23 protein-coding genes, 1 tRNA gene and 1 pseudogene are annotated in these 22576 nt (G+C 41.3%); 7 read left to right on the top strand and 18 right to left on the bottom strand.

Annotation, left to right across the window (positions count from 1 at the left end):
- Positions 1–28 precede the first annotated feature (28 nt).
- The 3 genes from H6G74_RS02945 to H6G74_RS02935 form a co-directional block, all read right to left on the bottom strand.
- Entirely contained in the window at positions 29–376 is a 348-nt protein-coding gene (locus H6G74_RS02945) for a HepT-like ribonuclease domain-containing protein (RefSeq protein WP_190966235.1), read from the bottom strand.
- Entirely contained in the window at positions 363–689 is a 327-nt protein-coding gene (locus H6G74_RS02940; RefSeq protein WP_190966234.1) for a nucleotidyltransferase family protein, read from the bottom strand. The genes H6G74_RS02945 and H6G74_RS02940 overlap by 14 nt, the downstream gene beginning before the upstream one ends.
- A 409-nt stretch (positions 690–1098) precedes the next feature.
- A complete protein-coding gene (locus H6G74_RS02935) occupies positions 1099–1761 on the bottom strand; it encodes an RNA-guided endonuclease InsQ/TnpB family protein (RefSeq protein WP_242051141.1) in 663 nt (220 codons plus the stop codon).
- Here H6G74_RS02935 and H6G74_RS02930 point away from each other — a divergent pair.
- Together H6G74_RS02930 and H6G74_RS02925 are read left to right on the top strand one after the other, a co-directional pair.
- A complete protein-coding gene (locus tag H6G74_RS02930) occupies positions 1752–2195 on the top strand; it encodes a helix-turn-helix domain-containing protein (protein WP_190966233.1) in 444 nt (147 codons plus the stop codon). The two genes, H6G74_RS02935 and H6G74_RS02930, sit on opposite strands and share 10 nt — an antisense overlap.
- Complete coding sequence (locus H6G74_RS02925; RefSeq protein ID WP_190966232.1) at positions 2171–2749, top strand: transposase; 579 nt, start codon at positions 2171–2173, stop codon at positions 2747–2749. The genes H6G74_RS02930 and H6G74_RS02925 overlap by 25 nt, the downstream gene beginning before the upstream one ends.
- Positions 2750–2807: 58 nt before the next feature.
- Here H6G74_RS02925 and H6G74_RS02920 read toward each other — a convergent pair whose 3' ends face one another.
- From H6G74_RS02920 to H6G74_RS02880, 10 genes and pseudogenes are all read right to left on the bottom strand, one after another.
- Positions 2808–3317 (bottom strand): RNA-guided endonuclease InsQ/TnpB family protein, encoded by a 510-nt coding sequence (locus H6G74_RS02920; protein WP_242051140.1) that lies wholly within the window; start codon positions 3315–3317, stop codon positions 2808–2810.
- Positions 3301–3381: pseudogene (locus H6G74_RS31885) on the bottom strand (IS607 family transposase); the annotation flags it as partial. The gene H6G74_RS02920 and the pseudogene H6G74_RS31885, both read right to left, overlap by 17 nt.
- Positions 3382–3571: 190 nt before the next feature.
- Complete coding sequence (locus H6G74_RS02915) at positions 3572–4963, bottom strand: UDP-glucose dehydrogenase family protein (protein WP_190966231.1); 1392 nt, start codon at positions 4961–4963, stop codon at positions 3572–3574.
- Between the two features lie 164 nt (positions 4964–5127).
- Entirely contained in the window at positions 5128–6063 is a 936-nt protein-coding gene (locus H6G74_RS02910; protein WP_190966230.1) for a UDP-glucuronic acid decarboxylase family protein, read from the bottom strand.
- Between the two features lie 348 nt (positions 6064–6411).
- Positions 6412–8544, bottom strand: a complete 2133-nt coding sequence (locus H6G74_RS02905; protein ID WP_190966229.1) for a cation:proton antiporter domain-containing protein — start codon at positions 8542–8544, stop codon at positions 6412–6414.
- Positions 8545–8690: 146 nt separating this feature from the next.
- A complete protein-coding gene (locus tag H6G74_RS02900; protein ID WP_190966228.1) occupies positions 8691–9347 on the bottom strand; it encodes an HAS-barrel domain-containing protein in 657 nt (218 codons plus the stop codon).
- 90 nt (positions 9348–9437) lie between these two features.
- A complete protein-coding gene (locus H6G74_RS02895; protein ID WP_062291551.1) occupies positions 9438–9638 on the bottom strand; it encodes an NAD(P)H dehydrogenase subunit NdhS in 201 nt (66 codons plus the stop codon).
- Between the two features lie 101 nt (positions 9639–9739).
- The gene (gene rodA / locus H6G74_RS02890; RefSeq protein ID WP_190966227.1) at positions 9740–11056 is read right to left on the bottom strand and encodes a rod shape-determining protein RodA; all 1317 of its coding nucleotides are present in this window, start codon (positions 11054–11056) and stop codon (positions 9740–9742) included.
- A gap of 245 nt (positions 11057–11301) precedes the next feature.
- On the bottom strand, positions 11302–12375 hold the full coding sequence (locus tag H6G74_RS02885; RefSeq protein ID WP_190966226.1) for an Mrp/NBP35 family ATP-binding protein: 1074 nt from the start codon (positions 12373–12375) through the stop codon (positions 11302–11304).
- Positions 12376–12707: 332 nt separating this feature from the next.
- Positions 12708–13232, bottom strand: a complete 525-nt coding sequence (locus tag H6G74_RS02880) for an SRPBCC family protein (RefSeq protein ID WP_190591928.1) — start codon at positions 13230–13232, stop codon at positions 12708–12710.
- A gap of 444 nt (positions 13233–13676) precedes the next feature.
- Between H6G74_RS02880 and hemF the strand changes: the two genes are divergently transcribed.
- Both hemF and H6G74_RS02870 read left to right on the top strand, forming a co-directional pair.
- Entirely contained in the window at positions 13677–14720 is a 1044-nt protein-coding gene (gene hemF / locus H6G74_RS02875; protein ID WP_190966225.1) for an oxygen-dependent coproporphyrinogen oxidase, read from the top strand.
- A gap of 398 nt (positions 14721–15118) precedes the next feature.
- Complete coding sequence (locus H6G74_RS02870; protein WP_062298256.1) at positions 15119–15487, top strand: STAS domain-containing protein; 369 nt, start codon at positions 15119–15121, stop codon at positions 15485–15487.
- 76 nt (positions 15488–15563) lie between these two features.
- On the opposite strand, the gene H6G74_RS02865 is transcribed toward H6G74_RS02870, so the two are convergent.
- The gene (locus H6G74_RS02865; protein WP_190966224.1) at positions 15564–16181 is read right to left on the bottom strand and encodes a chromophore lyase CpcT/CpeT; all 618 of its coding nucleotides are present in this window, start codon (positions 16179–16181) and stop codon (positions 15564–15566) included.
- A gap of 304 nt (positions 16182–16485) precedes the next feature.
- Between H6G74_RS02865 and psb29 the strand changes: the two genes are divergently transcribed.
- The gene (psb29, locus tag H6G74_RS02860) at positions 16486–17187 is read left to right on the top strand and encodes a photosystem II biogenesis protein Psp29 (protein WP_190966223.1); all 702 of its coding nucleotides are present in this window, start codon (positions 16486–16488) and stop codon (positions 17185–17187) included.
- A 271-nt stretch (positions 17188–17458) separates the two neighbouring features.
- Here the strand turns inward: psb29 and H6G74_RS02855 are convergent, their stop codons facing one another.
- From H6G74_RS02855 to hisF, 4 genes are all read right to left on the bottom strand, one after another.
- On the bottom strand, positions 17459–18244 hold the full coding sequence (locus H6G74_RS02855; RefSeq protein WP_190966222.1) for a hypothetical protein: 786 nt from the start codon (positions 18242–18244) through the stop codon (positions 17459–17461).
- A gap of 658 nt (positions 18245–18902) precedes the next feature.
- Positions 18903–18975 (bottom strand) — tRNA-Ala (locus H6G74_RS02850).
- 104 nt (positions 18976–19079) lie between these two features.
- Positions 19080–19271: a hypothetical protein gene (locus tag H6G74_RS02845; protein ID WP_190966221.1), complete on the bottom strand. Its 192-nt coding sequence runs from the start codon at positions 19269–19271 to the stop codon at positions 19080–19082.
- A 105-nt stretch (positions 19272–19376) separates the two neighbouring features.
- Positions 19377–20150: an imidazole glycerol phosphate synthase subunit HisF gene (hisF, locus tag H6G74_RS02840; protein WP_190966220.1), complete on the bottom strand. Its 774-nt coding sequence runs from the start codon at positions 20148–20150 to the stop codon at positions 19377–19379.
- 157 nt (positions 20151–20307) lie between these two features.
- On the opposite strand from hisF, the gene ruvB reads away from it, so the two are divergent.
- Positions 20308–21408, top strand: coding sequence for a Holliday junction branch migration DNA helicase RuvB (gene ruvB, locus H6G74_RS02835; protein ID WP_190966219.1), 1101 nt, complete (start codon positions 20308–20310; stop codon positions 21406–21408).
- Positions 21409–21491: 83 nt separating this feature from the next.
- Positions 21492–22334 (top strand): Rpn family recombination-promoting nuclease/putative transposase, encoded by an 843-nt coding sequence (locus tag H6G74_RS02830; RefSeq protein WP_190966218.1) that lies wholly within the window; start codon positions 21492–21494, stop codon positions 22332–22334.
- Positions 22335–22576: the final 242 nt, after the last annotated feature.

The following is a 22576-nucleotide window of genomic DNA, read 5'->3' as shown; positions in this document are numbered from 1 at the left end:
GTGTTTAAAAACATCCGATTACTCATAATTACTCATCCTGCTTGGGCAACAAAGGTTCTAAACTCACCAATAATGCGGGAATTTCAACCGAAACCACATCCCACAGTATATCGAGATCGATATTTTTATAATCATGCACTAAGCGATCGCGCAAACCGGCAAGTTCCTTCCAAGGTAAATAGGAATGTTGTTCTCGAAATTCTGTTGACAATCTTTTGGTGGCTTCTCCCATAACAGCGATCGCGTACATCACTGCTGCGATTGTTTTTTGATCTTCCACAAATTCAACTTTCGTGATTCCTGATACAAAAGAAATTGCATTTTGGCTGTAGTGGTGTATATCAATTAGAGATTCTAAATCTCTATTTGCTGTCATAAATTACCTGGGATGATGAAAGTATATTTTGTTTTCGTAGCCAATTGTGACTTTGTTCAACACTTGACTTTTTGACTAAATCAATCTTGCGACCCAGCAATTTTGCTAATTCCTCTTCAGCACTAAGTAAATCAACTAATCTCCATTGAATATTCGGTTTTAGGATATACAGAAAATCTATATCGCTATTGGCGTTAAAATCGTCACGTAAAATTGAGCCAAATACTGATAGTTCAGCAATTTGCCAGCGTTGACAAAAGTTTTCTATAGCATCCATCGGTAGAGGAATTGCTAATTGTTTAGCTGTTTCCATCTAAGCGGTTCTCTATCTGGTTTTATTGGAGAAATACTCTGGCTGAGGAAGAGTGCATTTTACGCGATCGCTTGCTCTTTCAAAGCTGATGATGGTAATTGTAGCATGAGGATAATTATCCGTTATATAAAACTTACTCAAACTTATCTATTTAGACTTTTCTAGAAAAGATAACTTGTACTAAATAGAGTTCGATGTTTAAGTAAGTCGATGCAATAAAACCAAACTATGTAAAGAAAAGTAAATAAAGCTCAAACGCTTTCTCCCCCTGCTCCCTGCTCCCTGCCCCCTGCCTTATTCCAACAATAATTATTTACACCGACCTACTTACTTTCTGCTTCACTCTGGTAATGTCGGCATTATCCAGTCCACAGACTAACACTGTCTAACTGACAGCACGTCGACAGGCTCAGTGTGCCACTTTTGACAAATCAATCGTTGATAAATTGATTGCTGCGTTTAAATCTCTATCACACTCAAATCCACATTTTTCACATTTAAAAACTCTATCACTGAGTGTGAGATGTTCTTTTTTAGTGCCGCAATTTGAACAGGTTTTAGAACTTGGATACCATCTATCAACTACTACAAGTTCGGAACTATATAATTCACACTTGTAAGTTAATTGACGACGAAATTCATAAAACCCCATATCGGAAATAGCTTGTGCTAACTTTCTGTTAGCTAACATTCCAGATACATTTAAATCCTCAATTACTACTTTGCTGTGGTTCTTAGCTAATAGTGTGGTGAGTTTATGTAATGTATCTTTACGGATATTAGCTATCTTCAGATGTAACTTAGCTATTTTTAATTGGGCTTTTATCCAATTATTTGAATTGATAATTTTATTTCGATTTAACCATTGGAGTCTACTTAATTTAGATCCATATTTTTTGTAAGATTTTGCACCTTCTATTATTTCACCTGTTGATAGAGTAGCTAGGTTTTTTACGCCTAAATCTACTCCAACAATACTATTCACATTATTTTCTTGTTTTTCTATAAGTAGCTCAACCAAATAAAACGTAAAATAAGTGGCAGTGCATCTCAACCATAAAAATGCCAGCATCACTACAAATAAAACTGAGTCAAGAAGAAGACAAAGCTCTTTTAGAGTTGAGTATGAAAGATGGAGTACCACATCGGGTAAAGCAGAGGGCAAGTGTGGTGCGTTTAAATGCGCGTGGATGGAAGGTAAAGCAGATAGCCGAGTATTGGAATTGGGCAGACCAAACAGTGCGCCAAGCAATTCATAGATGGCTGAGTGGAGGAATTGAGGGGCTTTGGGAAGCAGATGGGCGTGGACGCAAGCGTAAATGGACGGATAGTCATTGGCAGCAGATGGAGCAATGGTTAGAAGAACCTCGGCGTTATAGTGCGGCGCAACTTCAAAAAAAATGGGAGCAGGCTTGTGGAGTCAAGGTGGGGAAGGAACAAGTGCGCCGATTAGTCAAAAAAAAGGCTACACATGGAAACGAATGCGCTCCAGCCCACCACCTGTAAAACAGGAGTATGCTTTTGCCAAGCGGCTAGATTGGGAGATGTTAAAACTGTGGTCAAGCTTGGGAATACTGCGATTAATTTATCTTGATGAATCTGGCTCATGTTGCCAAAGCCCAACTGAGTACAGTTATGCTCGTAGTGGAGTACAAAAGCGAATTGGGCAAAGAAAAAGGCGTGGACGACGAATAAATATTTGGGCTGTGTTGGAGCAAAAAGTTCGCTTTGATTACGCTTTGATGTTAGGCACGCTCAAAACATCTACTCATCTACAACTGATGGAATGGCAGGCACAAAAAGCCTTGCAACATCTTCAACAAACTGGGCAAATCACTGTCATGATGCTGGATAATGCCTCTGTTCATAAAAGCCATTTGGTGCGTTCTCGAATTGACGACTGGCAACAGCAGGGACTATATCTATTTTTCTTGCCACCCTATAGTCCCCAGCTTAATCGCATAGAAGATGAGTGGTTACATCTCAAGCGTGATGAATTGTCAGGACCAGTTTTTGATGACGAATATGATGAGTGCTTGTGCAATTATGGCTGGTGTTGAAGCTAGGGCAACACATCACGGTTATGTTGTTGAGCGTTTTCGCTTTAATTAGGTTGAGCTACTTATCAAACCTAAAACTGATAAACCATCGATCAGCTTTACGACTGATAGTTACTGATTTAATTTCTTTCTGAGGCAATCTCTCATAAGTTCTTAGAACTCCTATTTTTGGTACTTGAATTTTATTAGAACCTAAGACTTTTACAGTACCTTCCAAGGTAAAACTATCATGTTTACCTTTCTTTTTGAATTTTGGTACTCCTGATATTTTCTTAAAGCACCTATCCCATGCTTTTTTTAAAGCTCTTAGTGCCTCTTGTGGTGCTGATTTTGAGTATTGATAATACCAAGAGTTTTCCGACTTAACTAATGCTACTAACCATTTGTGTAACTCTATAGCTGTAGGAAATTTTATTTTAGAATCAGGATATTGTTTGTTGTGATCAAGTATTTGCTTGGTTAGTGCTAAACCCCAATTCCAAGCATGACGAGTAACACCGCAATGTCCTATCAATTGAGTACGCTGATCATTATTTATGTTTAACTCAGTTTTAAATCCTATCAGCAACTTCTTTTAGCTCCTCGATAATTTTCTTGTTTTTGTGGCTTCTAGAACCCTGTATTGCGGTTGATGATGGCGATCGCTTTTGCTATTTTCCTCAATTTTAGGTGCGTCAGATATTAAAATTCCCCTCTCCGCGTTGGAGAAGGGATGAGTAAGAGGTTATATCAATTGCAAGTTTTATCAGGTGGGCAATGCTCAAAATTAATGTAAACTCTAATTCTTACGTCACTAGCATTGCCCACCCTACATTCGTAGAATTATCTACCGATACCAACGTATTGGAAACCTGCTCTCACCATTGTTTCAGGGTCGAGGAAGTTACGACCATCAATCACGACAGGGTTATTCATCAGTTGTGCCATTTTGGCATAGTCTAATTGGCTGAATTGTTGCCATTCGGTTACGAGTACCAAAGCATCACAACCATCGGCGAGTCTTTCAGCATCGGTTTCTACCAAAACGCCAGACAAACCATGACGCATCCCGGTTTGAGAAATAATGGGGTCGTAAGCTTTAACTTTCGCTCCTAAGCGGTTGAGTTGCTCAATTAAGTTGAGGGCGGGTGCATCGCGCAAGTCATCGGTATCAGGTTTGAAGGTTAAACCAAGCAAGCCGACTGTTTTACCTTTGAGGATTTTTAGGACTTGCTGAAGTTTTTCCAAAGCAATCAAACGCTGGCGTTCGTTAACGCTAACGGCTGATTTGAGTAGTTGGGCTTCGTAACCATAATCATCAGCAGTGTGAATCAAAGCGGAAACGTCTTTGGGGAAGCAGGAACCACCCCAGCCAATGCCGGCTTGTAAGAATTTGTTACCAATGCGGGAGTCTAAACCGATGCCTTTAGCTACTTGAGTCACGTCAGCACCAACGCGATCGCAAATGTTAGCAACTTCGTTAATAAAACTAATCTTGGTAGCCAAGAAAGCATTAGCAGCGTATTTAATCATCTCTGCTGAACTCAGGTCTGTAACTAGTACAGGTACAGGTGGTAAAGATTGGTCAGCAGCAAACTTGCGCTCGACAATGGGGGCATAAAGTTCTTGCATCATAGCGACCGCTTTCGAGCTATTGCCACCTAAAACAATGCGATCGGGGTTAAAGGTATCGTATACTGCTGAACCTTCACGCAAAAACTCTGGGTTGCTGACTACATCAAAATGTGCAGCCAGTTCTGGCAATTTGTCATCACTAGGCACACCACCTGCTGGTACCAGTGCTTTTTGGCGTTCTGCAATGCCATCTAAAACAATCATTCTTACCCAGTCACCAGAACCAATGGGTACTGTAGATTTGTTGACGATAACTTTATAACCGCCATTGAGATTTGAACCAATTCCACGGGCTACAGCTTCAACATAACGGGTATCACTTTCACCAGTAGGTAGGGGTGGTGTACCCACAGCAATAAACAGAATTTCACCGTGGGCAACTCCAGCCGCAAGATCAGTGGAAAACTGAATATTGCCAGATTGAATGGCAGATTGCATAATTTCCGAAAGTCCTGGCTCAAAAATGGGTGATTGCCCAGACTTCATCAGTTTGACTTTTTCTTCGTTGTTATCGATGCAAACTACATCATGGCCAATGTGAGCCAAGCAAGCACCTGTAACTAAACCAACGTACCCAGTACCAATTACGCAAACACGCATTTTATTAACTCCTCGCTTTCTTGGGGTGATTCTTCATAAATGAAGTTGTCAGTACGACATTTACACGCCGTTGATGAACTAATGATTGAAGTACAAGCTATGAAGGCAACTTAGCTTTTACTCTGATTCAGAGCAGTTTGATCAACTATGGGGAAGCTTAAATCCTAAGTATCGCTTTTTATGCGATCGCGGAAATCCTCTACTGTCAGTTTTAACCCCTCTTGCAGAGGAATGGTAGGTTCCCAATTTAACCAAGTTTTTGCTCTTGTAATATCAGGGCGACGGCGGCGAGGATCATCCGAGGGTAGTGGTTCAAATTTAATCTCGGCATCGGGATTCACCAAATTCTGCACAGCCTGAGCCAATTCCAAGATTGTGTATTCGTCAGGATTACCTAAATTGATGGGGCCAGTAAATTCACAATTCATCAACCGCATCAGTCCTTCTACTAGGTCAGATACGTAACAAAAACTACGTGTTTGTGTACCTTCACCATACACAGTTAAGGGAATACCCCGTAATGCTTGAACTACTAAGTTGCTGACTACACGACCGTCATTTTCTAACATTCGTGGCCCATAGGTGTTAAATATCCGGGCTACGCGAATTTCAACTTTATTTTGTCTGTAGTAGTCAAATGCTAAAGTTTCCGCAATTCTCTTACCTTCGTCGTAACAAGAACGCAAGCCAATAGGATTAACATTACCTCTGTAGTCTTCGGTTTGGGGATGAACTTCGGGATCACCGTAAACTTCGCTAGTTGAAGCTAACAAAAATCTAGCTTTCACACGTTTAGCTAACCCCAACATATTCAGTGTTCCCATAACGTTAGTCTTAACGGTTTTCACTGGGTTGTACTGATAATGTACTGGCGAAGCTGGACAAGCTAAGTGATAGATTTGGTCAACTTCTAAACGAATTGGCTCAGTAATATCGTGGCGGATCAACTCAAAGTTGGGGTGTCCCATCCATTTGAAGATATTACGTTTAGTACCTGTATAAAAATTATCTAAACAAATTACTTCATGTCCTTGGGGTATTAATCGATCAATGAGATGGGAACCAATGAACCCAGCGCCGCCCGTCACCAAAATTCTCATAGTTTTCCTGATATTTACAGATACTAGTAGTGGCTGTTTAGCTTGTTTTTAGAGTACCCAGCCGAGATACAAAAATGCAGGGCGAACAGAGCTAAATTTTAGTAATGTATTTTATGAGTGACTAATTTGTTATGTATGCAATTTTGTTACATGAATACTTGGTTATTGGACAATTCTTCTAGCAAAATAGCAAACATCACCGAAAGCTTGAGCATTTTTACTAGAGAATTCATGAAATCTTCAACAAAATTTAGCTGCTTGTAAAACCCGAATTATAATCAGGAATAGCTTTTCATCTACCTGAAGTTACAAAATTGCCGACTGCAAGTTGTGGGTTAGGGAAATTACTTAAATCATATAACTCGTGTTAGCAATAGTTTTAGATATGTTTGTGACTTGCGTATTTTCAGAGGCTTTCAGGATGACAATCGAGCAAGTTAGATGCTTGGCGATTTGAGTCGTCAGATCATTTGTAACTAAGCCGCCAGGGATATGATAGTTACGGATAAAAGGTAATACTACCAAATCATACAGTCTGGCTGCCTGTAAAATTGCCTGGGCAATATTGTCATGAGCAATCATTTGAATTTCTGGGGAATTTGGTAGGGCTAACTGTGAGACTAAAACTGTCAGTTGCGATCGCCTAGCGGCAATTTTACTAGCACTAATGCGGCGATCGCACACATTTAAAACTGTGACTTGGGCTTGATTGGCCTCTGCTAACATTTGGGCAAACTTAACAGCAGGCAATACAGGCGACGTTAAATTTTCTAATGGTACAAGAATGCGCTGAATTTTTTGGGGGGACTCTACCAAACGTGTGACCGCTACAGCACAATGGGATGCCCATAATACACTGTCAGTCACATTACCAAATAAACGCGATCGCAAACCAGTCCGTTTACCCCAACCCATAACAATTAAACTGGCTTTCTGCTCCCGTGCAGCTCGGCTAATTCCATCTCCATAAGCATTATCAATTCGCACTAGTGGTACTGTTTCAATTTTTCCGCCTAGGCTCTGATCAGTGGCTTTAGCTAATAACTGTTCACCTCTTAGCAGAGACGCTTCTAGTTGTGGTGCATCCATCTGCGCCGCAGCCGTGGCAATATTTAACGGGATAATTTTGCTTTTTTCAAACTGGGCTAATAATGCCGCCATTTCCATTAAGTACTGCTGCGTATGAGGATTATATATCGGTACAACTATAGTTAAAATACTGGGTTTTTCAGCAATTTTGGCTTCAGGTAAATTTACTGTGAGTGCTTCTGGCTGGGGTGTAGATGTTAAAGCCACAGCTAGGCGATCTGTAAGTGCAACCCCTAAAGTTGATGTGATCAGCACTAAAGCCACCATGCTGAGAAATACTTCTGTAGAGAGCCAGCCAGCACGATACCCTAAAAAAGTCCCCACTAAGGTGGTACTCACTTGTGGTACGGATATCGACCACATAGTAAACATTTCTTGCCAGTTATAGCGATCGCAAAGTTTTGCTAACAACGCCGCTACAAATTTACTAACAATTACACTAACAAAACCTAACAAAATTAACTCTAGAACTGTAACTCGGTTGCTGCCAGCAGGCAAATTAATCAAAACACCAAGGTTAACAAAAAATACCGGAATAAATAAAACACTACCCAAAAAAGTAATTTTTTCTTTGGTGGGACTGTCACCAACTACTGCATTCATTGCCAAACCTGCTAAAAAGGCTCCGACAATTTTGGTAATTCCCAGTAATTGACAACTGATGAGAGCAATAAATACTGAGAGCAAGACAAATAAAAATTTATTACTTTCATCATCTCCAGAACGACGAAAAAATTCTTGTCCAGCCCAATCACAACCCACCCAAACAATTGTTGTATAAATAATTAACCGACCTAAGTATGTGAGGATGTAAGATAAACTGAATGCCTCTGTGGGTTGGCTAGATAAGAAAATTGATAATATCAAAACAGCACCAATATCAGTTAATATCGTTGCTTTAATTGAGGTGCTAACGGCTTGATTATTAATCACTCCCAAGCTGCTGAGAATGGGATGTGCCAAAAGGGTATAAGAACTAAATAAGCAGCCGATGAATAGAGATGTATTCGCCCCCCAACCGCAAATCTTACCGATGAAAATTCCCATCAGTAAAGGAATAATAAAGCTGAACCAGGCAAATCCCCAAGCTTGTTTCTGACTCTGGTGTAATTGGCGAAAGTCTTGTTCTAAACCTACTAAAAACATCAAATAAATTAAGCCAATGTCAGATAGTAGGTTAATGATTGAGTAATCAGTGTGAACTAAATTCCAACCTGACGGGCCAAGTACAACTCCAGAACCAACTAAACCAACTAACCCTGGTATTCTGAGGCGCTCAAACAAAATGGGTATAACTAAAATCACCAGTAGTAAAATTGCCAAAGGAACAATTGGTTCCTGACCCAGATGGAAAGTAGGTTCTATCGCAAGAACTGATAAGACTGGTTCCATAGGTAGGACTTAAAGGAGCGACGGTAAAACAACGATCGCTTGTTAGGCGATCGCACAATCAAAATAAATCATTATAAAAGCCACCCTGAGAAATGACAAAACAGTTTATCTTAAACTACTTAGGTAATTTTTCATAAAACAACTACCTATGGGTGGATTTGACTCAAAATAAACCGTAAGCGGTCATAATCATCTTTTAACAGTACACTCAGCATTCGTCCTGCTTTCACCAGCCATTCTCTGTCAGCTTTGCGTAACTGATAAACATCTCGAATAGCTGCGGCGGTTAAAGACTCAACTGGCGCAACATTTACAGATAATAATGTCCGTAAAAAATCTAATTCTTCTGTAAATTTAATAATTGCTTCCGCTTCGCAACGATAAACCGCTTGATGAATTTGCGGTGGACGGGGAGGTAAATACTGATATATCCGGGGAATTGCTGAAGAATTTTGGGTAGGCGGTGAAAAACCAACAATCGCCGCCCGAAATTCCGTTTTGAGCATAGCAAATATTTGGGGTTGTTCTTCTCGTAATTCTTGCAATGACAAACCCATCGCCACAGCCCGATGCACAGAATCTATCGGCATAGTTGTGGCATAAGACACCACAGCATACACTTGATTTCCAGACTCTTCATCTACAGCACAAACCCAACTACCAAAAGGTGGCATAGCCGGAAAGCTCAAATCCTCTGGTTCCAAGCATTGTGCCAGAAATTCAGTAGTATTAGTCTCAATCACCTCCGCAATGTGGCTGGGGTGGCGATCGCTTGTCGCAAATTGTGGTAGAGGAAGACGCATAGAATCAAGTTAAAAGGCAAAATGCAAAGTGCAAAAGGTGGAACACGAAAGGCAAAAGAGTTAGTTATTTTTCTTTTGCCTTTTTACTTTTTACTTTTTACCTGCTTTACGTCCTGCTGTGGTGTCTACAGGTTCCAACTCTGACAGGCGAAAGGTAATTAGTTTATCCCAGTTGCCACCTTCAAACAATACAGCTACCTTGCCATCACTTACCCGTTGTACGAGTCCTTCATAGCGATAGTAGGTATCTGCGGGATTTTTGACACGAACAGTTGCTCCAGGCAGAATCATGATTTTTACCCTCGCTGGTTTACTGTTAATAGCTTAATACTTGTCCTTTGTCATTGGTCATTTGTCCTTTGCATTAGAACTATTGACTAATGACCAATGACTCATAAATAATACTTCTGCTTTTGTCGGAAATTTGCCACCGATTCTACTATTCCTAAAGCGATGAAATTAGTCAGCATTGCAGAACGTCCGTAACTCATCCACGGTAGGGGAATCCCAGCGACAGGTGCTAAACCAACAGTCATCCCGACATTTACAATCAACTGAAACACAATCATCGACAACACACCGATCGCCAATAACGAACCAAAGTTATCTTTGGCGGTTTGGGCTACGTGCAGCAACCGGAAGCAAATCAAGCAAAAGACAAACAAAACCACTAAACAACCCACAAACCCAAATTCTTCACCGACAGCAGAGAAAATAAAGTCTGTATGCTGTTCCGGGACGAAATTGAGTTGAGTCATCGGCCCTTTAAACAAACCCCATCCCCAAATTTCGCCTGCACCAATGGCAATCCGTGATTGAATCAGGTGATAGCCAGCACCGAGAGGATCATGATCGGGGTTAATAAATACGGTGAGGCGGTCTTTTTGATACTCTTTTAAAACATGGTTCCAGGCAAAAACACCGAGTTCACCACCGCAAATATTCAAAATCCAAGCGCCAAGCGCACCCAGACCAAATCTTCGCCAAGGGAGTGTTTGCCAGCCTACAATCGCCATTGCAAATGACCAAACCACCCCTAAAGGCCCTAACGCTAATTCTTTAAATAAGATAATTGGCTCCGATAAAGGCCAGTAAATACTAAACAAAATCGCGGAAATCACCGGAGAAATCAACAAGATAAGCCAGCCTGGATTGGCGTTAGCCCAATACAACATCCCCAAAACGATCGCCCCAAATACCAAGGATGTCGCCAAATCTGGTTGTAAAAATACTAGTCCCCAAGGAACGGCAGTAATCGCCAAGGCGCGAAATACATTATCTAGGGAGGATGCGGTACGTTTGTGTAATAAGGCGGCGAGGGTAATAATAATGCCAATTTTGGCAAATTCTGATGGTTGAACATTAAAACCCGCGACGCTAATCCAGCGTTGTGCGCCTTTCGCACTCGTACCAGCCACCATCACCGCCATCAAACTCAAGTTGGTCAGACCATAAGTAATCCAATGCCACTGGAGTAGATTTTCGTAGCGGATACGAGCTAAGAATAACGCGATAAAAGTGCCGATACCAGCTACTAACCAGTGCCACCACCAATCTGTCACCGGCTGTTTGAGTTCTGTACTGAGAATCATCAGACCGCCAAACATACTGGCTGCAACAGGTAAACAAAATAATAACCAATCTACTTGTTGCCAAGGTTTAACCCAAGACTTCCAGCGAACTTTGGGAAGCGAACGTTTTAACAACATTGTGCGATTTTAGAATTTAATTTGGAGAGTTAAATTTACTGAGTAAAAGAATTTAGAAAACAGTAAGTAAAATTCAGGAGGAGTTTACAAACCTGTGAATTTATTTCACAAAACAAAATACTTTTTCACTATATTCCGCATACTTAAACATGAGAAATTATGACTTCTGAATTTTAACTTCTAAATTCTCAATTCATAATCTGTATTCCTAGGCAATTGCCCAGGAATCAGACAAAATTAAAAATTTATGCCGTCAGTGCAGCAACTGATACTTTACCGGCGATAGTCAGGGCGATCGCTTTTAAGGCTTTAGCTGAAGCCGAATCTGGTTGAGAAACTACAATCGGCACACCACTGTCACCACCAACTCTAGTGGAAATCTCTAAGGGGACGCAGCCCAATAAAGGCACTCCCAATTCTGTAGCAGTTTTTTCACCACCACCAGAACCGAAAATATCGTACTGTTTATCTGGCATATCCGGGGGAATAAAGTAACTCATGTTTTCTACTATTCCCAAAACAGGGACGTTCATTTGCTGAAACATCCGTAATCCTTTCCGAGCATCTAATAAAGCGACGGTTTGTGGTGTAGTCACAATTACAGATCCCGCCATTGGTACAGCTTGGGCTAAAGTTAACTGAGCATCACCCGTTCCCGGCGGCATATCCACAATTAAATAATCTAGTTCGCCCCATTCCACTTGATAAAGAAACTGGCGAATCACACCATTCAGCATCGGCCCCCGCCAAATCACCGGCTGGTCTTTGTCAATCAAAAAGCCCATTGAGACTAATTTGACTCCATGATTAAAGGCGGGTTCTAAAACTTCACCTTTATCTGTGGAACGGACGGTAATTTGAGCATCTCCTAGCCCCAACATGGTGGGATCGTTGGGGCCGTAAATATCAGCATCCAGCAAACCAACTTTCGCACCTGTTTGGGCAAGGGCGACGGCGACATTCACCGCCACTGTGCTTTTACCGACACCACCTTTACCACTGGAAACTGCCAAGATATTTTTTATCCCAGGAACCCCAGTGCGATCGGGGACATTTTTTTGCTGGGGTGTTTCGGCTGTGACTTCTACCTTGACTTCCGTCACGCCTGGGAGTTTTTTAACAGCTTTTTCACAATCTTCAACAATAAATTCACGCAAAGGACAGGCTGGTGTGGTCAAAACCAAAGTAAAGCTCACCTTGCCACCGTCAATGTTAACGTTGCGAATCATATTCAGTTCTACCAGACTCTTACGGAGTTCTGGGTCTTGCACAGGCCGCAATACTTCTAAGACAGAACGGGAATCAAGGACATCGTACATAGTGTTTTCAGCATTACCGCCGTAAAAAATTTAAGAAATTTTTATTCTCACCTAATAGAATCTTAACTTTGTTGGGGAGTGGGGAATAGGTAGTGGGGAGTACCCGAATTTCTCACTTATGGGTAGCGGGTGTGGAGAGAGAGGGGAGTGTGGGGAGTGTGGGGGGAAAGATTTCTTCACCATCCTCCCACACTTCCCACATCCCTGGATTTCTCTCTTGTGAGAAATCCAGGAGTAGGAGTCAAAGATGAAAAAATAATTTTCGCCGTACCAAATTTCGGCTTTGGCTTCTAACCTCCAACCCCTACTCCCAACTCACCACTCCCTCATTTCTAAAAATCAAAACAACCATCATTCAAAGGTTTTTTCTTACTAGATACCGCTTGCACTGCGGCATTTTCTACGGCTTCCACTAAAGAACGTGCCACCCGATCTGCATAGGGGCGAGAAAATGACCAAATCAGGGGAGATAGCCAGCCTTTGAGGGTGACAGAATAAGATAAACAAGTTCCACACACCGTAGATTCCACTTGATAAGTAATTCTTTCTTCTACGCCAGGAATTGCCAGCACTCTCACACTCAACAGTTCTCTGGGGTTTACCCGTTCTACAAAGATGCGGATAGGAAAGGGCGAAACGCGAGTGACGGCTTGGTAAATTAATCCGGGTTTGGGGACTAATCCGTAGGGGACATTAGTACTTTTGAGTAGGGGATGCCAGGATACATCGGTTAAGTCAACTACTTTTTGCCACAGTTCATCTACAGAAGCGTCACTGATCTCTCGATACGTCCTGACTAAAGACGCACAAAAGCGCCGACGTTTGCGGTGGATGAATTTTGATAACCAACCTCGCATTTGCCTTATCCTCCTCGCTACAGACTTGCTGGTAACTCTGGTATGGTGAGCAATCATAATTGCCCTGACTTAACATTTCTCAATATTGGTAGCGGCATAGCAAGTACCGATTAGTCACAGATGATAACAAGGTTGCTAAGGCTGGAAACCGAGGCTTGCAGGGCATCACCAACATCAGTACGGCATATACTAACTTGCCTGAAGTTGATCTAACACCAGAATGTTCCCATCAAGAAGTACAAAAAAAACTGAGTCAATATACAAGCCTATACGCATTTGAGGGAAAATAACTCTAGTCATACACATCAATCGTTTAAAAGTGTGACAACTAAGACAAAAGTAGTTTGAGTAAGTCGAGCTAAAAAAACAGTTCTTATTGTCTACCAATTTTTAACGGAAAATTTCTGGGTTTTTGGCAATTGTAATTAAGGTTCGGGAATCTCTATGTTGACTAATTCGCACACCCCAACAGTAAAAGCAGCCTCATCCAAGTTCTTGCCGCCAACGGATGCGAAGGCGAGGGTGAGTCAGTTTATGAAACAACTGCAAGACGAAATTACCCAAGCGTTAACCGAGTTAGATGGTGTGGGTAAGTTTCAAGAAGATGCTTGGGAACGTCCAGAGGGTGGTGGTGGGCGATCGCGTGTACTGCGTGAGGGCAGAATTTTTGAACAAGCAGGTGTAAATTTTTCTGAAGTTTGGGGTTCTCACCTGCCGCCCTCGATTTTAGCCCAACGTCCAGAAGCGGAAGGACACCAATTTTATGCTACAGGTACTTCTTTGGTGTTACATCCACGCAACCCGTATGTCCCCACAGTTCACTTAAACTACCGTTATTTTGAAGCTGGCCCCGTTTGGTGGTTTGGTGGCGGTGCTGACTTAACACCTTATTACCCCTTCGCCGAAGATGCAGCCCATTTCCACAAAACTTTGAAACAGGCTTGTGACCAACACCACGCCGAGTATTACCCAGTATTTAAGCTGTGGTGCGATGAGTATTTTTACCTGAAACATCGCAATGAGACACGGGGTGTCGGCGGTTTGTTCTTTGATTATCAAGATGGTCAAGGTACTTTATATCGCGGCCCCAACCCCCAAGGCCCAGCAGCGAACTACAGCGATCAAGTAGGAGTAGTAGGGCAACGGACATGGGAAGATTTGTTTGCCTTTATCAATAGCAGTGGGCGAGCTTTTTTACCAGCTTACGTGCCAATTGTCGAACGGCGACATGAAATAGAATATGGCGATCGCGAGCGCAACTTCCAACTCTACCGACGCGGCCGCTACGTGGAATTTAACTTGGTTTACGACCGTGGCACCATTTTTGGACTCCAAACCAACGGCCGCACCGAATCGATTCTTATGTCCTTACCGCCCTTAGTACGTTGGGAATATGGTTATCAGCCAGAACCCAATTCCCCCGAAGCCGAATTGTATAATACTTTCCTCAAGCCGCAAGATTGGATTAATTGGACAACAACCCCCTAAGATCACATACAATGTAATCCCCCAAGTGAAATTTATCTGCCAAGAAAGTTCAGTATTGGGTGCGTTGTATAGGAATATAAAATTTTGCATATTCGTTACTTGGCACTCAGAGCTTTCAACTCAGCACTTTGATTAGCACTCAGTACTTTTTTAGTGAGTTACACTACTAAAGGTAAGCACCTAGTAAATAGGTGACTATTTTAGCTATAACTTGTTTATCTCAAGTGTCAGCACTGGATAGTCCTCTTAAGCGGTGAGTCAACTAATTTACCAAGTTTCTGTCAAGCTTTCGTGCCTACGAAAGTCAGAATTACCAAAAAAGTAAGTTGTTTGACTCACCAATCTCAGGTTCAATCCAGCAATAGTCAATTTGAAAATGAGTGCCACGGGGATTTTTAGTGATAAAAATAGATCAAACAACCTATACCACCCAGGACGGTAACACCGTCATAGTTTTAACACCGGCTGGTCGTCTGGATATCACCACAGCTTGGCAGTTTCGCTTAAAGTTGCAGGAATGTATTTCTAAGTTGAGTCGCCATGTAGTGGTAAATCTTGGACAAGTAAATTTTATTGATAGTTCTGGTCTCACCTCTTTGGTAGCTGGGATGCGCGATGCGGATAAAGTCAAAGGCAGTTTCCGCATCTGCAACGTACACCCAGAAGCCAAACTCGTGTTTGAAGTTACCATGATGGATACAGTATTTGAAATTTTTGAAACAGAAGAGGAAGCCTTAGAAGGTGTTCCTCGGAGTATTGCCAGTTAATTTAGTGCTGAGTATGAATGACTGCGCTAACAACCTGTGAGACAACTGCTCAAGGCTAACAGTTAGGCTTTTTTACTCAGCACTCAGCAACATCAAAGGAATACTGTTCCCGTTTAGTGTAGCGATAAGGACCTAAAATCGCTCCCCAAGTTGCTTTGCCAGTCTCCGAGTCAATGCCTTTGTCGTAGCTGTAGAATTCTGCTGCTGTAGCTGCAAACCCCAAGGAAACTTGTATATTGTTGCCTTGATAATTAAAACAGCAACGAGTCTCGGTTGGTTGCGTAGCGACAAACTTATAGTTTTTGGGAGTTAATTCTTCCTGGGTCAGTGTCAATACACACCCTGGTAATAAATCTAATTGTTCGACTGTGAGTGTCTTGAGTAAAGCAGGATTAAGGCCTGCGCCACTTAAGACACTTGGATCTTTAATCATATAGTACTGGACTTGCAAAGGTGCATCCCAATTTTTCCCTGCCATTAATCGCATAATTCGCTGGCGATAAGGGCGGTCTAAGTTGACAATATTCGCTTGTTCGGCAAACAAAGTAATGCTGTCTTGGGTGAATAAGTTCACTGGTCTTTGCCACATCCGCAAATGAACATACCAAGCAGGCTCTGCTAAAGCTTGTTCTCGATTGTCAAATTCCCCAGCTATATAATTACCTAGAGTAATGAGAAGCGGTGAAAGGCTCATAAGTTGAGATGCACAATTCAAAATATTGGATCAAAAATAATTCGGGAGTCAGAATAAATTCAGTAGGAAACTCAAAGCGCCACTGAGTGCATACCGCAAAATAGGCAATTCTGCCCTTGGCTGAAACTTAGTTATTAATTCACCAATTTGAAAGAATTTGGTGTAAATTCTGCGTTGATAAAGTTGCTCCCCCTTATGCTACCAAATTAACCAAAGATTCTGATGAAAAAGCCGAACTTGGCAAAGTAGCCTTTAAGGGAGACAATAAAATAACTTCGCCCTTAACATTCTTAATAATTTTTTTGTGAATAACGTCCGTACTGTTTCTGATACCAAGAGAACTTTCTACTCCTTACATACCCGCCCCATCAACACAATCTATCGTCGGGTAGTAGAAGAGTTGATGGTGGAAATGCACCTACTATCAGTAAATGTTGATTTTAGTTACAATCCAATTTATGCCTTGGGCGTTGTCACAACCTTTGACCGCTTTATGCAAGGCTATCAACCAGAAAGGGACAAAGAATCCATTTTTCAGGCTATCTGTAAGGCCGTAGAGCAAGATCCTCAGCGATATAGACAGGATGCTGAAAGGTCACAAGCTTTGGCAAAAAGTTTAGCAGCCAGTGATTTAATTGCTTGGCTGAGTCAAACTCATCATTCAGACCGTGATCCTGATTTACAATCACAATTGCAAGCGATCGCCAACAATTCTCAATTTAAGTACAATCGCTTATTTGCCATTGGTCTATTTTCCTTACTAGAACAGTCAGATCCAGACTTAGTTAAAGATGAAAAACAACGCACTGACGCAATCAAAACAATTGCAGATGGGTTGCATTTATCTGAAGACAAGCTCAACAAAGATTTGGAGTTATACCGCTCTAATTTAGAGAAAATGTCGCAAGCACTAGCAGTAATGGCAGATATGCTCTTAGCCGACCGCAAAAAACGCGAACAGCGTCAACAGACTACATCAGCTACTCCCCCTACGGCTAACGAATAGCTAACATTGTTAGAGATGATTTATCCAGTAAACTTTAAATTCTGGGGTGCTTTATAGCAACGCTGAACGCACCGAGAAAAATGGTGAGTTACAGCTAATTCTCACTCTTTTAAGTTCCAAAATCTTTGTATAGCTGTAACACACCCTACTTAAATATTTACTTTATAAATAGCCTCTTAACAGTCAAGAAGTCAGAATGGAGTATAGATGCTGCATAACTAGACTAATGAACTCTTCTGAATCCTGAATTTTTGATTCAGACAATTTTTCTTCAATCCTTTGGAGGAAAAGTAATTTTGTTACCCTCTGGAGTGCTAATTACCTTTCCTCCTAAAGCTTCAATTTCTCTGACTACTCTTTTGCGAGTTTTTTCATCTACTCCATTACTTAATATCATTGCCCAGGTAGCAATTCTGGCGTACCTGCTATCAGGATTTTTGCTCAAAAATAAAGCGGTTTGATAGGAATTTTGAGTTATATATTTACTTTCTGGATCGGAATAGTTATTTGCCCAATTAGCTGCCATAATGAAAGAATTTTGTGCAGCCTGATCATTTCCTAAAAATAATAATTCATCAGTACCTTTATAACGCCATATATGGTAAGATTTTTCTGGAATTTGAGGAGTCATATTACGTAAACCCTCTTCCATTAATTTAATTGAGCGTTCTGGCATAGCAGCATATAAAGAAGTGCTAGTAGAAAGCCCGACATAAGCTCCTAAAAACCTTGGGTCATGTTTAATAATAATATCAAAATATTTTGGGCTAAGACTGTAACCTGTTTTTTCTCGCACTTCATCATCACCAAAGTACTGTAAGAAATTGAGATAAACCCAATTAGCCATCAAGTTGTCATAACCAAAACTAGGTATCTCTTTTAATAAATTTAACCGGAGATTTTCGGCTTTGATATCTTTTTGTAAAACGTCTAGAGAAATACCTTGTTTGTTAGTTAGCAGTGATTGTAATCGAGGGAATTGCAGGGCGCTAACTCCTAATACGCTAAAACAGGCTACTAAAGGTGTAATTAAAGCTTGATATGATAAACGCAGCATAGATACCCTAATACTTAAGTTGCTTGTAAAAACAGTATTCCTACTTTGTACCCAGGGGATAAAAGCTTTTCATAAAGCAGCATCAGCTTGTTTTTCATATTGCAACGAGGCTTGGCAAAAAATTGAAGCCGAAGTCTTCTAAAAGTTGAGTAGCCCGTGGTTGAGAAACATAAATGCGGTCTGTAAAAATTTTACTCAAAAGCCCGAATCTGTCTGCTGATTTTATGTCTCAACAGTCTTTGATGCTATTGGCTGTCAAAAACTGTGTATACAAGTATATTTTATGAGGATAAATTCTGCTGCTGGTTTCTTTCCTGTACTGCCTGACTGAAAATTTGTATCACTCCAACCTTGTGGCTATCTTTGGGGAAATATACCGAAGTTTGTCTGCGATCGCTTTGGCTTGGGATTTCTTGTCTATTGCTATAATTATAACAACATTAAACCTGTGATAATTATTTAGAAAATTACTGAGTAAACGTAAAAAAAGTATTTTAACTCCTTAAAAGAGTATTTAGACGTTTATATTATCTAGCAAAATACATATAAATCTCTACATAATGCTTACTTAGATTTGCTGTGATACTCACAGCGACTAGATTTAGTTTGACAGTTTTTTTATGTATGAATTTATATGTCTACATTAAAAAATTACAAATGGAGCTAAGCGGGTTCGAACCGCTGACCTCTGCAATGCCATTGCAGCGCTCTACCAACTGAGCTATAACCCCGTAAAGCCATTATTGATTATGGCTGATAAATTTATCTTTTGTCAAGTCTCATAGGTTATCTGGATTAAATGGTTGTCACAACCTAATCTAATACCTCGTAATTTCTAGGAAACTTTTAATAAGTAGGTCATACAGTGACCCATGAGAAAGTAAACAACTAACATCGCCGCAGCAGCTAGAGCTACTAATGTACCAGCCAGCATGAGGGAGAATTCTTTATTTTCATAGGCTTTTTCCATTAAATGTAGTGACCATGCCACCAGTGCTACATCAAATAATAAAATAGGAATCAACATATTTCTTAATATTTATTAATACTTATAAATCAATATTAACATCGATTTTCAGAAGTGTAGTTAATTTCGGTGGCAGGTAGTGGGATTTTAATGTTATCTTTGGCGTTAAGAGTACAAACGTACTGGTATGGAGTGATCGCGCAAATAATGTTTAATTTCTGAAACGCTTAATTGCCCATAGTGCAGTAACGAAGCTAACAATGCAGCTTCGGCTTTACCTTCCGTTACAGCTTGATAGATATGTTCACAATTGCCTGCTCCACCGGAGGCAATAACTGGAATTTGTACTAATTGAGCGATCGCTTTGGTTAACTCTAAGTCGTAACCGGCTTGAGTCCCATCTGCGTCCATACTTGTAACTAACAGTTCTCCTGCACCACGCTGTTCAACTTCAACAGCCCATTTGAGGGCATCTAAACCCGTGTTTTTCCTGCCGCCACGCACATACACATCCCAGCCAGGATTTTGGGGGTCTACTCTGCGTCTGGCATCAATGGCAACTACTATGCACTGATTACCAAAGCGATCGCTTGCCCGATTGATCAAGTCTGGGTCACGTACTGCCGCAGAGTTAATACTAACCTTGTCTGCTCCGGCTCGTAACAAAGCTTTAACATTTTCTAAGGTTTGAATGCCGCCGCCTACAGTGAGTGGAATAAAGACCTGTTCAGCAGTCCGGTAAACAACATCCAAAATTATGCCTCGGTCTTCATGAGTCGCTGTAATATCCAGAAACACTAACTCATCTGCCCCAGCATCGTTGTAAACCTTCGCCAACTCCACAGGATCACCAGCATCTTTGAGATCAACAAAGTTAACTCCTTTTACAACCCGTCCCGCCTTCACATCCAAGCAAGGTAAGATTCTTTTAGACAACATAGTAAATTCTTAACTCCTTCTTTCATTGCCCGGAATTTAAATTTTAAATTGGTACGTGTATTCCCAAACCAAAATTTTCGCATCTGAGGTTTATTCTCAAGGATTGCGATATTGATGGCACTCAATCATTCCTCAAGTCAAAATTAATAGCTGAATTATGGCGATAATCTCCTCAAAAAAACAGCCTCCAGAACCCAATAAAAAACCCAAGGAGCAACAAGAATCAGTCAAAGCATCTGACCAAGACAAAATTTTGCAACCCGAAGCCGTGTTGGACGAGCAAGGTAAGCAAGAAGAGAGTATCAGACCGCAGCGATTTGCCGATTATATTGGGCAGAAAGACTTAAAGGATGTGCTAGAAATTGCCATCAAAGCCGCAAAATCACGGGGGGAAGTGCTGGATCACTTGTTGTTATACGGCCCACCAGGTTTGGGTAAAACGACAATGGCAATGATTTTAGCATCAGAAATGGGTGTCAACTATAAGATTACGAGTGCGCCAGCTTTAGAACGTCCTAGAGATATTGTAGGGTTATTAGTTAACCTAAAACCCGGAGATATCATCTTCATCGACGAAATTCACCGTCTTTCGCGGATGACCGAGGAAATTCTCTATCCAGCTATGGAGGATTATCGCTTAGATATTACCATTGGCAAGGGTACCAGCGCCCGGATTAGAAGTTTGCCTTTGGCGAAATTTACCTTGGTGGGAGCAACAACCCGCGTCGGTGCTTTGACTTCACCATTACGCGATCGCTTTGGCTTGGTGCAGAAGTTACGCTTTTATGAAGTGGATGAACTAAGTCAAATCGTTCTCCGCAGTTCTCAACTACTACAAACCAACGTTACACCCGATGGTGCAACAGAAATTGCCCGTCGTTCACGAGGTACACCGCGTATTGCGAATAGATTACTCAAGCGAGTACGTGATTTTGCGGAAGTAAAAAAACAGCCAGAAGTTACCGAGAGCGTTGCCGCAGAAGCCCTAGAACTATTTCAAGTAGACCCATGCGGTTTAGATTGGACAGATAGAAAAATGCTCAGTGTGATTATTGAACAGTTTAATGGCGGCCCTGTGGGTTTAGAAACTATCGCCGCCGCCACAGGTGAAGATCCGCAAACCATTGAAGAAGTTTACGAACCCTATCTGATGCAGATTGGTTATTTGAGCCGCACACCACGGGGTCGGATTGCGACTAAAGCTGCATACAAGCACATGAATTTTACGCCACCGAATGAGCAGTTGTCTCTTTTGTGAAGGGAGGTAGTGCGATCGCAAAATCACACTGCGGGGATGTGGGATGATGCGATCGCAAGCTGAAACAAAAAATAGAATGCTTCATGCGCCGAGACTCAATCTTTTACAAACTATTTCAACAATCCCCTAGTTTATTATTTGAACTATTGACAAACACCCCAAATAATGCAGGAGCTTATCGGTTTGATTCGGTAGCTGTCAAAGAACCGAAATTTGAAATCGATGGCGTATTTCTGCCGCCAGACAATGAAGGTGCTGGGGTTGTATATTTCTGCGAGGTACAATTTCAAAGAGACGAACAGCTTTATGAAAGGGTATTTGCGGAGTCATCGTTATATTTTTACCGCAATCGTCCCAGGTTCAGCGATTGGCAGGCTGTAGTTATCTATCCATCGCGCAGTATTGAGCAAGTCGATATTTACCCTCATCGTACCCTGCTAAATGGAGAGCAAGTCCATCGGGTATATTTAGACGAGTTAGGAGATATTCGTCAATTACCTTTATGGGTAGCGTTGATGGTACTGACGACAGTAGAACCAGAACAAGCACCAACAGAAGCCAGGTATTTGTTAACCAGAGCTAGTCAAGAAGCGTCCCAAAAGGCGAGCCGCGCCATAATAGAGATGATTACGACGATCATGGTGTACAAATTTGAAATATTAAGTAGAGCCGAGGTAGAGTCGATGTTAGGAATAACGCTGCAAGAAACAAGAGTTTACCGTGAAATCAAAGAAGAAGGACGAACAGAAGAAGCTGCTAACTTAATTAGCCGACAATTAACTAAGCGATTTGGCGAGTTACCACAGGAAATGCGTTTGTCAATTTCTGGTTTACCTTTGCCTGTTCTAGAAGATTTGAGCGAAGCATTGTTAGACTTTGGTAGCATTGCGGATGTGCAGGTTTGGTTAGAAGCGGTGGGAAAATAAATTACAGGACTTACGCACTAAGATTGCCTGTAGAGATTGGGTTTAGGGGTGTGAGGGTGTAAGGGTGTTGGATACATCAAACCTTGTCCACACCCTTAATTTTGCGTTTTTATGCTTACAGATCGACGTAAATAAAAAGATCATAAGAAATTGCTAAAAAGCTCATGGGATGAATATTCTTTCTTTTGCCTTTTGACCTTTTACTTTTGCCTTGTTTTACTAGCTTGCTGTCTAAGACAGTT

The organism is Nostoc spongiaeforme FACHB-130, from assembly GCF_014698475.1.
GTDB classification, from domain to species: domain Bacteria; phylum Cyanobacteriota; class Cyanobacteriia; order Cyanobacteriales; family Nostocaceae; genus Nostoc_B; species Nostoc_B spongiaeforme.
The sequence above is the reverse complement of the archived record's forward strand: the minus strand, read 5'-3'. Positions and strand labels throughout refer to the sequence as shown.